Annotated in this window: 13 protein-coding genes and 1 pseudogene; 9 read left to right on the forward strand and 5 right to left on the reverse strand. The window is 60.6% G+C overall.

All coding sequences use genetic code 11. The features are described from left to right. The first annotated feature begins 71 nt into the window (after positions 1 to 71). Together YO9_RS19400 and YO9_RS0100515 are read left to right on the forward strand one after the other, a co-directional pair. Positions 72 to 206 carry a hypothetical protein gene (locus tag YO9_RS19400; RefSeq protein ID WP_262925517.1) on the forward strand — a complete coding sequence of 45 codons (135 nt, stop codon included), beginning with the start codon at positions 72 to 74 and terminating at the stop codon, positions 204 to 206. Beyond that, positions 182 to 1,768, forward strand: coding sequence for a thiamine pyrophosphate-binding protein (locus YO9_RS0100515; protein WP_016995723.1), 1,587 nt, complete (start codon positions 182 to 184; stop codon positions 1,766 to 1,768). The genes YO9_RS19400 and YO9_RS0100515 overlap by 25 nt, the downstream gene beginning before the upstream one ends. Here YO9_RS0100515 and YO9_RS0100520 read toward each other — a convergent pair. Beyond that, positions 1,742 to 2,158: a hypothetical protein gene (locus tag YO9_RS0100520; RefSeq protein ID WP_016995724.1), complete on the reverse strand. Its 417-nt coding sequence runs from the start codon at positions 2,156 to 2,158 to the stop codon at positions 1,742 to 1,744. The two genes, YO9_RS0100515 and YO9_RS0100520, sit on opposite strands and share 27 nt — an antisense overlap. A 93-nt stretch (positions 2,159 to 2,251) precedes the next feature. Beyond that, entirely contained in the window at positions 2,252 to 3,142 is an 891-nt protein-coding gene (locus YO9_RS0100525) for a dihydrodipicolinate synthase family protein (protein WP_016995725.1), read from the reverse strand. Between the two features lie 167 nt (positions 3,143 to 3,309). On the opposite strand from YO9_RS0100525, the gene YO9_RS16130 reads away from it, so the two are divergent. From YO9_RS16130 to YO9_RS0100545, 3 genes are all read left to right on the forward strand, one after another. Beyond that, positions 3,310 to 4,155 carry a protein NO VEIN domain-containing protein gene (locus tag YO9_RS16130; RefSeq protein WP_223285892.1) on the forward strand — a complete coding sequence of 282 codons (846 nt, stop codon included), beginning with the start codon at positions 3,310 to 3,312 and terminating at the stop codon, positions 4,153 to 4,155. Positions 4,156 to 4,338: 183 nt separating this feature from the next. Then, a complete protein-coding gene (locus YO9_RS0100540; RefSeq protein ID WP_016995728.1) occupies positions 4,339 to 5,088 on the forward strand; it encodes an NADPH-dependent F420 reductase in 750 nt (249 codons plus the stop codon). Positions 5,089 to 5,182: 94 nt separating this feature from the next. Then, the gene (locus YO9_RS0100545) at positions 5,183 to 5,980 is read left to right on the forward strand and encodes an NADPH-dependent F420 reductase (protein WP_223285893.1); all 798 of its coding nucleotides are present in this window, start codon (positions 5,183 to 5,185) and stop codon (positions 5,978 to 5,980) included. 127 nt (positions 5,981 to 6,107) lie between these two features. Here YO9_RS0100545 and YO9_RS0100550 read toward each other — a convergent pair whose 3' ends face one another. Next, the gene (locus YO9_RS0100550) at positions 6,108 to 6,998 is read right to left on the reverse strand and encodes an aldo/keto reductase (RefSeq protein ID WP_016995730.1); all 891 of its coding nucleotides are present in this window, start codon (positions 6,996 to 6,998) and stop codon (positions 6,108 to 6,110) included. Positions 6,999 to 7,139: 141 nt separating this feature from the next. On the opposite strand from YO9_RS0100550, the pseudogene YO9_RS0100555 reads away from it, so the two are divergent. The 4 genes and pseudogenes from YO9_RS0100555 (at position 7,140) to YO9_RS0100565 (ending at position 12,756) form a co-directional block, all read left to right on the forward strand. Beyond that, a pseudogene (locus YO9_RS0100555) lies at positions 7,140 to 9,030 on the forward strand (glycoside hydrolase family 2 protein). A 644-nt stretch (positions 9,031 to 9,674) separates the two neighbouring features. Then, positions 9,675 to 10,727 (forward strand): SIR2 family protein, encoded by a 1,053-nt coding sequence (locus YO9_RS16135; protein WP_223285894.1) that lies wholly within the window; start codon positions 9,675 to 9,677, stop codon positions 10,725 to 10,727. A gap of 181 nt (positions 10,728 to 10,908) precedes the next feature. Further along, complete coding sequence (locus tag YO9_RS0100560; protein ID WP_223285895.1) at positions 10,909 to 12,456, forward strand: ATP-binding protein; 1,548 nt, start codon at positions 10,909 to 10,911, stop codon at positions 12,454 to 12,456. 99 nt (positions 12,457 to 12,555) lie between these two features. Continuing rightward, complete coding sequence (locus YO9_RS0100565; protein ID WP_223285896.1) at positions 12,556 to 12,756, forward strand: hypothetical protein; 201 nt, start codon at positions 12,556 to 12,558, stop codon at positions 12,754 to 12,756. On the opposite strand, the gene YO9_RS21185 is transcribed toward YO9_RS0100565, so the two are convergent. Then, positions 12,723 to 12,992 (reverse strand): hypothetical protein, encoded by a 270-nt coding sequence (locus YO9_RS21185; protein ID WP_223285901.1) that lies wholly within the window; start codon positions 12,990 to 12,992, stop codon positions 12,723 to 12,725. The genes YO9_RS0100565 and YO9_RS21185 overlap by 34 nt on opposite strands. Beyond that, a complete protein-coding gene (locus tag YO9_RS21190; RefSeq protein ID WP_016995735.1) occupies positions 12,956 to 13,093 on the reverse strand; it encodes a hypothetical protein in 138 nt (45 codons plus the stop codon). The genes YO9_RS21185 and YO9_RS21190 overlap by 37 nt, the downstream gene beginning before the upstream one ends. Positions 13,094 to 13,357 lie beyond the last annotated feature (264 nt).

Genomic DNA, 13,357 nt, shown 5'->3' on the forward strand with positions numbered 1-13,357 from the left:
CTGCCGCCGGGCACACGACGCTCGCGCATGCGCTTCCCCGTCGCACCCATGACTCAGGAGAAAAACACGCCATGACCACCGAGCAGAACCGTCCCGCATCGGATCAGCCCGCTGAGACAGCAAGCGTTTCGACGGCGGTCGCTGACGTGATTGCCGAGCGTTCCGACACCTGTTCGGCCTCATGGGCAACGGCAATGCCCACGTGATCAGTCATCTCACCTATCAGGGGTTCCCGTTCACCTCTGCGCGCCACGAGGTGGCCGCCGTGACCATGGCCGACGCGTATCACCGTGCGACCGGTCGGATCGGAGCCGCCACCGTGACCTACGGTGCCGGGTTCACCAACACGTACACAGGCTTGGCGGAGGCTCGGCTGGCCCGCGTTCCGCTAGTGCTCGTGGTGGGTGACGCGCCCACGACCGGAAGGCGACCGTTCGATATCGACCAGGCCGGAGCGGCGTCGGCGGTGGGTGTGACCACGCTGGTGGCCGGCCCGGACAATGCCGCGGCCATCACCCACCGGGCCTTCGATCTGGCGCAGCAGACCGTGCAGCCGGTGATCGTGGCGATCCCCTACGACCACGCCACCGCCCCGCTCACCGCGCAGACCGAGCTGGAGCCGCTGCCGAACAAGCCGTCCTGGGTCGCACCGGGCGAGGAACTCGATCGTATTGCATCTATTCTTCGTGGCGCGGAGCGGCCACTGATCCTGGCCGGCCGCGGGGTGCTCCTCGGAGACGCCGCCGGTGCGCTCCAGGAGCTCGGCGATCGTCTCGGGGCGCTGTTCATGACCTCCGTGATGGCCACCAACGCGTTGGACTCGCCCTGGAACCTGGGCATCGCCGGGGGCTTCACGCGCGAGCACCGCCTGGATCTGGCGCAACAGGCCGACGTCGTTCTGGTCGCCGGTGCGAGTCTCAACACCTTCCAGTCGCGGTACGGAACGCTCTTCTCGCCGGACGCACGCGTGATCCGCATCGACAACGAACCCGAGGCCATCATGGCCCACCCGCAGGTCACCGACTACGTGCGCGCGGATCTGGGGCCCGCCACCGCCGGCCTGTTGGCCCGCATCTCGGCCACCGACGCCGCGGCCACCTGGCGCGCCGCCGTCCCCGAAGTCGCCGGGGAAGAATTCCGCTCCGCCGAACCAGTGGAGGACCCCACCGAGTTCGGCCCAGACGGACGGCTCAACCCCCGCGCGGTGGTCTCAGCCCTCGAGGAAATCCTGCCCGCCGAGCGCTCCGTGGTCATGGACGGTGGACACTTCATCGGCTGGGCACCCATGTACTTGTCCGTCCCGGACCCTCAGGCGATGGTGCTGGTGGGCACCGCGTTCCAGTCGATCGGGCTGGGCTTCGGCTCCGCGGCCGGAGTCTCGGTGGCTCGCCCTGAACGCACCACGGTGTTCGTCACGGGCGACGGCGGCGGGCTCATGGGCCTGGCGGATCTGGAAACGTTCGTGCGCGCCACCCGCCGCGGCGTGGTGGTGGTCCTCAACGACTCCGCTTACGGTGCCGAACTGCACCAGTACGCGTCCAAGGGCCTGGATCCCACGGCCATGCTCATCGACGAGGTGGACTTCTCCGCGATGGGCAAGGCCATGGGCGCGGACGGCGCCAAGGTCCGCAGCCTGGCGGAACTGTCCGTGCTCACCGACTGGCTGGCCACGCATGAGGAAGGCGTTTTCGTCCTGGATGTGGCCATCTCGCAGAAGGTCGTGGCCGAGTTCATGTCCGCGTCATTGAATGCGGGGAAGCGGCTCTGAGGCCATCTTCTTCCGCTTGGAGTACTGCAGCGCCCAGCACAACCCCACGTGGACGAGCGTGATGATCAGGCCGTACGCAATCAGTTCGCCGACGAGTTCGCCGGACGCGGTCAGGTATGCGATCACGCACAGCAGGATGATCAGGAGGTCGATCACGCCGTAGGCAAGGGCAATTCGCTTCGCTTTCTTGCTGTACGTGGGCGGTTCGCCTGGTGGGTTCTGGGTGGTGGCGGGGCGCCGCTCGGTTTGGGCTTGCGGGGACGTTGTTGTTCTCTGCGCGCGCCGTCCCCGCAGCGCGCTCCGCAGGTACACCCACGCCCAGGTCACCACGGACCACAGGGTGGTGGCGAGCACGAAGTAGAAGAAGATCACGATCCACGCTTCGACCATGTCCGTGATCCTCTCTGATCGTGGACGACTTCTTCAGTGACGATCCGCTGAAGGACTCGTGCGAGTTGAACCTCAGGCTACGCCCGAATTCGGTCAGGTGAGGTCCAGCTGATCGACCGCCGTTTTCACGCGTGCGCGCTGCTCCTCATCCAGGCCCTGGATCGGCAGGGGCAGACACTTCTCCGGTGCCAAGCCTAGGTACTCGGCAATAGCGGCCACCACGCGCAGACTTCCGAACTCCGCGTTGAGCTCCCACAGCGGGGCGAGGCGGACGGATTCTTTGGTCGCTTCGTTCGCGTCGCCATTCTGGGCGAGCCGAGTCAGCTTCACGGCCAGGTCCGGCAAGGTCCCGCCGATCACCGAATACCAGACATCGCACCCGGCTTTCAGGCCGCCGACGGCGCTCTGGTCACCCGAGATGCCAATGGTCACGTTCTCGGGGATCACGCTTCGGATCTCCTGAACCTTCTTCTGCGCCTCCGCGCTGTTGGCAGGCAGCGCGGGAATCTTGATGGACGCGATCCCCGGCAACTGGGCGATACGGGCGTAGAGATCCGTGGTGAAACTGAAGTGCGTGGTCCCCGGGTTGTCGTAGACGATGACCGGCAGATCCGTGTGCTCGGTGACGGCGCGAAACAGCTCGAACACGTCGTCCTCGGTGAGCGCCTGGTAGCTCATGGGTGCGAGAAGGAGAGCAGAGGCGCCGGCTTGGGCGGCGTCGTCGGCGTGGGCCAGGACGTGGGAGGTGCGCAGCGCGCCGATACCCGCGAACACCGGGACGTCACCCGCGTGCTCAACTGCTAGCCGGGCGACCCGCTGCCGCTCTTCGCGGCTCAGATACGCATAGGATCCCGTGGAGCCGAGGGCTGTGATGGAGTCGACGCCGGCCGCAGCGAGGCGTTGAACCAAGCCGATGAAGGCCTGTTCGTCGACCTGATCGTCGTGGAGCGGCGTGAGCGGGAAGGCGCTGAGTCCGGTGAACATGTGGGTGCCTTTCGTTTAAGTCATATCTACCGCATAATCGCTTGTGTGGCTAGAAGTTCTAGAATGACAGATTCTTGAACACATGCCTTGAACCGATAAGTAACAAGTTCACTCTTTACCTAATTAGTTTCCAGATACGATTTACGCAAACGACTAAAGAGGTTGAAATGTCTATAAATTTTAAATTTGTCAAGAAGGACCCTCATGATTCATTTTCTTCATGGAATAATCGCCCCTGGGCAGGCTGGGACCCGCTGGCCGAACCAGAGGAAGTTTGGGAGTACAACCGAGGGGTTTGGCGACTGGGTGATGACGCCCGAGATGAAAAGATTGCTACCTTTTCATACGGTGGGAAAATAGTATTAGTCGCTGCTATTACCGGCATCGAGGAAGTGGGTCCTGAATTCTATAAAAACGGCAAACGACGCCGGGCCCTCCAGGGTTATGTCCTTCATCCCGGTCACCCCGTTCATGACGAGCTCCATGGATCACAAGTGCGCAAAGGTCGTCGAGAGTTCAATTACCACGATACGAGCCACCTAGATCATCTAATTTCCGACCCAGAACTATATACTGGAAAAATTATCGATCATGAAGCCGAAGTAGACAGTCAAGGTCGTATAGTTAATCCAGAACTCCGCAAAAAGATCGAAGATGCCGCTCAAATTCGCCTGGAAAATCACTATCGAGCCCAAGGGTGGGAAGTTGATGACGTGCGGCACGACGGCCCATTCGATGCTATCGCAAAGAAAGGCGATGAAGTCCGATACCTAGAAGCTAAGGGCACGCAGTCCAAGGGGTCGACTGTCATTGTGACTAACGGTGAAGTGAATCATGCGCGAGAGCATCCCGGCGAGTGTGTCATTGGGATCTTAAGCGGTTTACGCTTCACCGATGAGGGCGAAATTGATGACCAGGACGCGACCTTCGTAGTCCGGGAGTGGAACCCGCGAGACGAGGATCTTCAGGCCATTGACTACAGGTGGGACTCAACTTCAACACCCGGGATATAGCTCATTCCACTTGGAGACTGCCGCTTGAGAACGCCGGATCTCAAACCACGACGATCGACTGCGAGCCCAGGCATCCCAAGTTTCAGCGCTCCCGAGATCCTCACTCAGGATCTGCGTACCCGGAATAAACCGGAAACCCTCTCCGTTTGCACTCCCACAAGCGCACACAGAGAGGAACCACCCATGAAGATCGGAATCATCGGCGTAGGCAGCATCGGCTCCACGCTCGCCAAGCGTTTGCCCGCCAAGGGTCACGAGGTCAAGGTCGCCAACTCCCGCGGCCCCGAAACCATCGACGCGGACTTGCTGGCCAACGGCGCACAGGCCGTGACGGCAGAAGAGGCCGCGAGCGACGTCGACGCCCTCATTCTGTCCATCCCCCTCGCCGCGATGCCCAAGCTGGCGCCGATCATCCAGGCGCTCCCGGACGAGACTGCGGTGATCGACACCTCCAACTACTATCCCCACCGCGACGACGCCATCGAGGCGATCAACAACGGCCAGACCGAAAGCGAGTGGGTCGTCGAGCAGTTCGGTGGACGCACGATTGCCAAGGCCTGGAACGCAGTTCTAGCGGGCGTTTTCGCAGATCAGGCGCGTGAATCGGGTGATCCCGAGCGCATCGCCATTCCCGTGGCCGCCGACGACGCTCGCACCGGAGAGATCGCGCGTTCCCTGGTCGAGGACACCGGTTTCGACGCCGTGGACGCCGGGCCCTTGACCGAGTCCTGGCGCCAGCAGCCAGGCTCCCCCGTGTACTGCACGAGTCTTTCCGCAGATCAGGTCGTGGACGCACTCGCGAGGGCTGAGAAGGACCGCATCCCGCCGCGTCGTGACCTGGCCATCGGCGTGATCATGGACCGTGCGGATGACCCGTCCATGACGATCGACGCGGACTACCTGACCGAGCTGAACCGCCTCATCTACGGCTGATCTGTAGTCAGATCTCGACGACGAAGGCCGCGCTGACATCTGTGGCTCGAGTTCGCACCCGGAACACGGTTCTCGCTGCGAACCTCTGCCCAGGATGTCGGCGGACCGACGCACGGACACCAACGCTAGGAGAACATCACTCATGAAGATCGGACTCATCGGAACCGGCCACATCGGCTCCAGCCTGGCCAAGCGACTGCCCACCAAGGGCCATGAGGTCAAAATCGCTAACTCGCGCGGACCCGAAACCATTGATAGCGACCTCTTGGCCACCGGCGCACAGGCTGTGACCGCGGAAGAGGCCGCGAGCGATGTCGACGCACTGATCCTGTCCATTCCTCTGAACGCCATGTCAAAGATCGCGCCGCTGGTTCAGGCGCTGCCAGAACAGACCGCAGTGATCGACACCTCCAACTACTACCCCAACCGGGACGAGTCCATTGAGGCGATGGAGAACGGCCAGGTGGAAAGCGAGTGGGTGGTCGAGCAGCTGGGTGGACGCACCATCGTGGAGGCTTGGAACGCCGTCGGCTGGGGCGTGCTCGCGGACGATGCGCGCGAAGCGGGCGATCCCGAGCGCGTGGCCATCCCGGTGGCCGGCGACGACGCCCACGCGAAGGAGATCGCGATGACCCTCGTCAACGATTCCGGCCTGGATCCCGTGGATGCCGGTTCTCTGGCCGAATCGTGGCGTCAGCAGCCCGGCTCCCCGGTGTACTGCACGAAACTCACGGCAGACCAGATCCCCGCGGCCCTGAAGGCTGCGCGCAAGGAGAAGCTTGCTCACCGCCGCGACATGTTCGTTGCCGTCCTGTTCGATCACATGGAGGACGAGACGCTGACCGTGGATGCCGACTACGGAACCCAGCTGAGCCGCATCATTTACAGCTGACCAGCTCCCTGAATCCGAAAACGGTGGCGCGCCGACATCTGTGGCACTAGATCGCACCCGGAACCCGGTTTTCGCTGCGGTCCTCTGCCTAGGATGTCGGCGCGCACGAGTGCCGCCTTCCGAGTGACTACGCCTCGGGAATCGCTTTGCCCCACTTCTCCAGCGTCATGGAGGCGGGTTCGGGGCCGCCGCGAACACCCTTCTCCAAGGCGTCGATGGCCGCGATCTCACTATCGATCAGTTCGAAGTCGAAGATGTCGAAGTTCTCCGCAATGCGTTCTGGGCGCACCGACTTGGGGATAACCTGCACACCTTTCTGCAGGTGCCACCGCAGCATGACCTGGGCGGGTGACTTGCCGTGGGCGGTGGCAATCTCGCCGATCGTGGGGTCCTGCAGCGGGCTGCCCTCGCCACCCTCGTAATTCACGACGCCGCCTATCGGTGACCAAGCCTGCGGCAGAACTCCGTGCTCGCGCCCCACCGCGACAACCTCTGCCTGCTGGAAGTACGGATGCAGTTCGATCTGGTTGACCGTGGGGACGACATCGGTCTGGTTGAAGAGCTCGGTCAGGTCCTCGACCATGAAGTTGCTAACGCCGATCGCGCGCACCTTGCCGTCCGCGTAGAGCTTCTCGAGAGCCTTGTACGCCTGGATCGTGCGGTCGAACTCGGTGGTGAGCGGCTGGTGCAGAATCAGCAGGTCGATCGTGTCGATCCCAAGCTTGCCGGTGGCCTTTTCGAAGGCGTGCAGGGTCTCGTCGTACCCAAAATCGCTGATCCAAATCTTGGTTTCGATGAAGATGTCGTCCCGCGGGATGCCCGATTCGGCAATTGCTTCGCCCACGCCGCGCTCGTTGCTGTATGCCGCGGCGGTGTCGATGTGCCGGTAACCGACTCTCAAGGCCTCAGCGACAGCAGTCTTGGTCTCCTCCGGTGGGGTCTGAAAAACGCCGAAGCCAATCGCAGGCATGACAACGCCATTGTTGAGTGTGATGTCCGTGTTCTGTGTAGTGCTCATGAATTCGACTCTAGGCCTCGGTTAGGGGGTTGAGGGAGCCCTGAAGACCGATGGATACAGTGCTCACCGAGGAATCAGCATTCAGGATCTGTGCCGGAGTGTCGTTCAGAATTGGGATTCCACGCGTTTTGGAGGACCCGCATGACCATCAGCACGTTCGACCCGCCCGCCTCACCCGAGCCTGGGATTCCCCGTCCGGAGCATCCTCGCCCGCAGTTCGTGCGGGAGCACTGGGTGAATCTCAATGGCCAGTGGGATTTCGAGATCGACCGCAGTGACTCCGGGATCGACCGCGGGCTGGTCTCGCGGCCGCTGGCCGGAACGATCACCGTCCCGTTCGCCCCGGAGTCGGAACTGTCAGGGATCGGGGACACCGATTTCCTGGAGGCCGTCTGGTACCGCCGGGTGATCACGGTCCCGGCCGAGTGGGATGGACTGCGTCCGGTGCTGCACTTCGGCGCCGTCGACTACGACGCCACGGTGTGGGCCAACGGGGTGGAGTCGCCCGTCACCGCGGCGGCTTCACTCCGTTCAGCGCGGACCTCTCGAGCGTGGTTGGCCCGGGCGAGGACGTGGAGATCACAGTCCGCGCCCGCGACCTGCACCGCGAGGTCCAGGCCCGCGGCAAGCAGGCCACGTGTTCGCCAACACCCACTGCCACTACACGCGCACCACCGGGATCTGGCAGACGGTCTGGCTCGAAGGGGTCCCACCGGTCTCTATCGAGCGGCTACAGGTCACCCCCAACGTCGCGGCCCGGACCCTCACGGTTCTGGCACCGCTGTCCCGCAACCTCGCCGACGGCGTGCTGCGGGTTCGCGTGTCCGATCCGGATGGTCGGTTGGTCGCCGAAGAATCGGTGCGGACGGGCTACGATCTGGCACCGAGCGCCGTCGTCCGCATTACCGAAGAGGACGTGCGGCTGTGGGACGTGGGCGACCCGCAACTATATGGCGTGGAAGTCGCGGTGCTCGCTGAGGCCGACGGCGCGGAACTCGACCGGGTGCGCAGCTACGCGGCGCTGCGATCGGTGAGTATCGACGGCACTTCGTTCCGACTGAACGGGCGCCGGGTGTTCCAGCGGCTCGTGCTCGATCAGGGGTACTGGCCGGAATCGCTCATGACGGCACCGAGCGATCAGGCGCTCATCGAGGACATCGAGCTGTCCATGGCGGCGGGCTTCAACGGCGCGCGCCTGCATCAAAAGGTCTTCGAGGAGCGGTTTCTTTTCCACGCTGACCTGCGCGGATACCTGGTGTGGGGAGAATTCGGGGACTGGGGTGTGTCCGGGCAGGGGCCGGTGGGGCACAACCAGAAGCCGGATGCGTCGTTCGTGGCGCAATGGATTGAGGCGGTACGGCGGGACGTGAACCACCCGTCCATCGTGGGCTGGTGCCCGCTGAATGAGACGCACCAGGTGCTGCACGACCGGATCACCGTGCTCGACGACGTCACCCAGGCTATGTTCTGGGCCACCAAGCTGGCGGATCCGACCCGGCCGGTGATCGATGCGTCCGGGTATTCGCACCGGGTTCGCGAGACCGATGTCTACGACTCGCATTCCTACGAGCAGGATCCCGAGGCGTTCCGCGCGGAGCAGGCCGGGCTGGCGCACGGGGATCCGCACGTGAACCGGTATCACGGGGGTGAGATCGCCCTCCCCCACGCGCGGCCGGAATACTCGGTGCCGCATGCCGGGCAGCCGTTCTTCATTTCGGAGTACGGGGGTATTTGGTGGAACGAGGAGGAAGCCTCTCGCGCTGATGCGGAATCCGCGGGCCAGGATCAGTCCGATTCTTGGGGCTACGGGGATCGCGTGCGCAGTAAAGAGGAGTTCTACGAACGCTTCGAGGGGCTGACCAACGTGCTGCTGGATGACTCCAACATGTTCGGCTATTGCTACACGCAGCTCACCGATGTGTTCCAGGAGAAGAACGGGATCTACAGCTTCGACCGCAGTCGGAAGTTCGACGTCGAGCGGTTGCGGCGGGTACAGCAACGCACGGCGGCGTATGAATTGCGGGAGGATTGAGGGAGCTTTAAGCCATCCCGATGGAGATTGGTTGATGCGGGATGGCCAACCTGAATGCCGTTGATCTTTCCATTGTTGGCTCCGCAAATCGTGCCGGCACAGGACGGCTTGAAGGCGCGCTACACGGTATCTGGCGGTAAGGCTCAAGTTGTGATGAACCATTGGGAGAAGTATCCCCTGGGCCATGCGCGAAATGGTCGGAATAGGGCCTGCCAGCGGGAGTGAAAGCACCACCAGCCAGGGACAAGGGTACGTGCGCGGGCTTATAGGCCGCCACAACGTAGACCAGCCAAGCACTGTTCGACCTGAACCACCCATAAAGTAGGTCACTAACACCATCTAAGGCAACAACCCGGCGTATCTACCCAGGTTGAGCTCTACGGAGGAAACTGACACACCGCCCGCGCCCAGAGTGTGAGAACCTGCATCCTTCAGATCACCTTTTACCACGGCGACAAAGTGGTCTAGACAAGCCCCGCTCTCCCGGCCCGCAGGGTATTGCCTACTTAAAAACTCCGCTGATCAGCTGCAACACACCGGTGATTCACACTGAACCAGGCACCAACAGGACTCTCTTTCTGCAACAATACAAACATGGACTAGAGGAGTTCTGCCGTGTCGGCGAACGGATCACGGGGAGACAAATGGATCTCGACCAGGAACAGGTCTACTCGGAGGTGCAGGAACTCTTCCGTAAAGGGCTCGTGATAATCGTTGGGTCGGGAGCTTCTTCCGCGCTAGGTCTACCCGGGATGACGGATCTCGCGGCTCACCTTCGAGAAAACGTTCCAAATGAGATAACTGCCCGGTCCCTAAGTTGCCTACCGCAGTGGACACCGATTTCGGAGTTACTTGAACAAGGCCAGGGGCTTGAAGATGCCCTTGCGGACGGTGTCAGTTCGGATGAGCTAGCTGATCTTATTGCCGAGCAGATAGCTACGTGCATTTCAGGGAAAGAAATGCACGCCATGGAGAAGATACTAAGGGAGGCCGAGCCTCCGGCGTTCAGTCGAATATTTCAGCATGTACTTAGAACAACGGAATGCGTGGACGTCATCACGACAAATTATGATCGACTGATTGAGGCCCAGGCTGCTCGAGTTGGCATTGGAGTAGATTCAATGTTTTACGGTCATACTGTAGGCAAATTTGATCCAGAACAGAGCAGAAAATCTATGTTGCGCCTGGACAACCAAGTGGGGCGCCGTCGAGTAACATCAATTCGAAAAACCCCACATATTCGCTTATCAAAACCTCACGGCAGCCTCGACTGGCTAACGTACAATGGAGAACATTTTCGGAGCGATCTAGCCATTCCTGGCGCTCGCCGTATCGTGGCGCCCGGGGGAAATAAGTACCGCCAAGGGTATGAAATGCCCTTCGATCAGCAACGTGAACGCGCCAACGCAGCTATCGATGCCGCTGACGCACTGCTATTTGTTGGATACGGTTTTAACGATGATCATTTGCAGACTCACATTAGAGAAAGAATACAAAAAGTTCCTTCGGTGATCCTGAGCCGCACTATTACTCAAAGTGCTCGAGAGTACCTCTCCATCAGCCCCGTAGCGCTGGGAGTCGAGGCGGACAGAGTCAATGACGCGCATACGCATGTCGTGAAAGGGGACGGGGAGGCTACGCTCGACAGTCCCATTTGGAATTTGAATCGTCTTGTAGAGGAAGTGTTAGGAAAATGAAAAACACAAGTGTCCTGGAATTTCCGCCCAGTCTTGCCCTGGGGAGAGTGTTTAGGTTGATACCTCAAGCGTTTGGGCCGAGGCAACCGATCACGACCGGCTGACACGAGTGGGGGTCGGAAGCCTAATTGCTTTTCAAGGGTCGAATTCATCGGAATACCTTGTCGGTATGCTAGACCGCGTGACACGCGATCTCCAAGAGGAGGCGCTCTTAGAAAACCCTGACGATGATGGGACTGTTCCGTTAGAGGCACGTCAACGTGACTTACTGCGAGTAGTTCTTCTCGGCACATATCGAGAGGTAGATGGCACAAGAAGGAACACCTTCAAGCGGGGTGCTGACAGCTATCCGCTTGTGGAGTCTCCCTGTTGGGTCATCGACGGCACAAACCTACAGAACCTTATGGGCCTCCTAACCCAACAACTAGATCCAGAAAAACAACTCCAGCTGGGTACCTTTGTTGCTGATTCCGCAGCTACGGCCGTAGCAGATGGTGATCGGCTGTTCCAACGTCACGCTGCTCTTCTCGGAAGTACAGGCTCGGGAAAGAGTTGGTCCGTAGCTCTTATTCTTGAGCGCGCCAAAGCGCTATCCTTCCCAAATCTAATTGTCTTCGACATGCATGGTGAGTATTCGCCACTCACCGAGGGTCAAGAACCTATCGCTCAAGGTTTTCGGATTGCAGGACCAGGCGACTCCGATTCCGACAGTCGTTCACTGTATTTACCTTGGTGGCTTTTGAATCAAGAGGAAATGCAAGCACTTCTGCTGGATCGATCTGAGTCGAATGCACCTAACCAAGCTGCACGATTGACTCATCACGTGCGCGAACTCAAGCTCGCCCAACTGGAAGAAGCGGGGAGGACTGAGGTCGCGGGCCGATTCACTGTTGACAGTCCTGTCCCTTTTAGCCTTATCGACCTCATTGCCCGACTCGAAGATGACGACACAGAGATGGTCCCCGGTGCCCGCTCCGAAAAAGCAGGGCCGTTTAATGGTCGACTAACAAGGTTTGTGGCCCGCCTGAAAGCCCGAACTGAGGATCGACGATATGGGTTTATGTTCGGCCCCCCTGACGAGGCTGTTGGGTACGATTGGCTGCACGGTCTCGCTAAAGATCTCCTAGGCACCAAGCAGGGCATCAAGATTATCGACTTCAGCGAAGTTCCCAGCGATGTCCTGCCGATAGTTGTCGGAGTTCTCGCGCGCTTACTTTACGAAGTGCATTTTTGGACCGCCAAGGATAAGCGGACCCCAATTACTTTTGTGTGTGACGAAGCGCATCTATATCTTCCGGCAAGCGTCGCCGACATCGCCGAGGTTCGCGCACTCGACTCCTTTGAACGCATAGCTAAGGAGGGCCGCAAATATGGCATTTCTCTGTTAGTCGTGAGTCAGCGTCCTTCCGATGTCAGCAGAACGGTGCTTTCACAATGTAATAACTTCATAGCCCTACGGTTAACAAATGACCAAGACCAAGCTGTCGTCAAGCGATTAATGCCAGATAGCATGGAGGGGATCGCTGCGGCTCTGCCGTTGCTTGATGTAGGGGAGGCTCTGGTTCTTGGAGATGCGCTTGTTCTTCCTACGCGTATTCGCCTTGATACTCCGTCCATTAAGCCCAGTAGCGCCACAAAGAATTTTTGGACTGAGTGGAATGAGTCTGAGGTCCAAGATGAAGATCTAGTCGCTGCCGTAGAGGCCATGCGGATGCAGTCGCGTCCTTGATCTGCGCAACGATATGACTGGAATCTCGATCTCCAAAGATGTGCCGTATCAGCTCCTAATTGCTATCGAGAAACTGCAGATTCAATAGGGGTGGGAAACATGGACACCGAAATCACCGTGACCGCCCGGCAATGGTCACACGGGTGGGAACTGATCCTGGACGAGGACAATGCGACCCAAGTCCGCACTCTTGAGCGGGCCAAGCAGCAGGTTCGTGACTACCTAAACACCGTCCATCCGGAGATCGACCATTCTGAGCTCCGCGTTCACCTTGTACTTGAACTCCGGACATCTTCCTGACAGCCAGGACCCGCGAATGTAATCCGCTGCGCACCGTCCGCCGGGAGGACGGTGAAGGTGTCCGGGGTCTGTAATTCATGGTCGGCGAATGTTTTGAGGACGGCGTCTCGGACCTGGTCCAGCTGGCTCTCGTGAACGAGGGCGATCGCGGATCCCCCGAAGCCGCCGCCGGTCATTCGGGCGCCGATGGCCCCGGCGTTCAGGCTGCGTCGACGGCGAGGTCGAGTTCGAGGCAGGAGACTTCGTAGTCGTCGCGCAGCGAGACATGCGAGGCGGTCATCAATTCGCCGACGCCGCTCAGGTCGCCTTGGCGCAGCCGCTGCACCGTCTCCAGCACTCGGCGTTTTCGCTCAGCACATGCCGGACTCGGCGGGCGGTTTCATCGTCGAGGACGTCGAGGGGGTCGAGTTCGGGCACATCCGTTTTCGGGGTCCCCGTAATGGGTGGAGCACCGGGACGGGACCGGTGACAGGGGCGGCATCGGCGGCAGTGTTAGGCGCAGACCCTGGGACGATACGGGCGGCTGAGAAGGTGGCGGGAGCGGCGTCGTCGGCGGTGGAGAGATCGCGCAGGGAAGTTATGCGGCCCTTCACAGATGAGC

Origin of the sequence: Kocuria atrinae C3-8 (genome assembly GCF_000286355.1) — a bacterium.
In the GTDB taxonomy this organism is placed as follows: Bacteria; Actinomycetota; Actinomycetes; order Actinomycetales; family Micrococcaceae; genus Kocuria; species Kocuria atrinae_A.

Bases quoted from the DNA above. Each gene is read 5' to 3' on its own strand.
- YO9_RS0100515 (WP_016995723.1), top strand. From the start codon at position 182: ATGGGCAACGGCAATGCCCACGTGATCAGTCATCTCACCTATCAGGGG.
- YO9_RS0100525 (WP_016995725.1), bottom strand. From the start codon at position 3,142: ATGTTCACCGGACTCAGCGCCTTCCCGCTCACGCCGCTCCACGACGAT.
- YO9_RS0100540 (WP_016995728.1), top strand. From the start codon at position 4,339: ATGAAGATCGGAATCATCGGCGTAGGCAGCATCGGCTCCACGCTCGCC.
- YO9_RS0100520 (WP_016995724.1), bottom strand. From the start codon at position 2,158: ATGGTCGAAGCGTGGATCGTGATCTTCTTCTACTTCGTGCTCGCCACC.
- YO9_RS16130 (WP_223285892.1), top strand. From the start codon at position 3,310: ATGTCTATAAATTTTAAATTTGTCAAGAAGGACCCTCATGATTCATTT.
- YO9_RS0100545 (WP_223285893.1), top strand. From the start codon at position 5,183: ATGTCGGCGGACCGACGCACGGACACCAACGCTAGGAGAACATCACTC.
- YO9_RS0100550 (WP_016995730.1), bottom strand. From the start codon at position 6,998: ATGAGCACTACACAGAACACGGACATCACACTCAACAATGGCGTTGTC.
- YO9_RS19400 (WP_262925517.1), top strand. From the start codon at position 72: ATGACCACCGAGCAGAACCGTCCCGCATCGGATCAGCCCGCTGAGACA.
- YO9_RS16135 (WP_223285894.1), top strand. From the start codon at position 9,675: ATGGATCTCGACCAGGAACAGGTCTACTCGGAGGTGCAGGAACTCTTC.
- YO9_RS0100565 (WP_223285896.1), top strand. From the start codon at position 12,556: ATGGACACCGAAATCACCGTGACCGCCCGGCAATGGTCACACGGGTGG.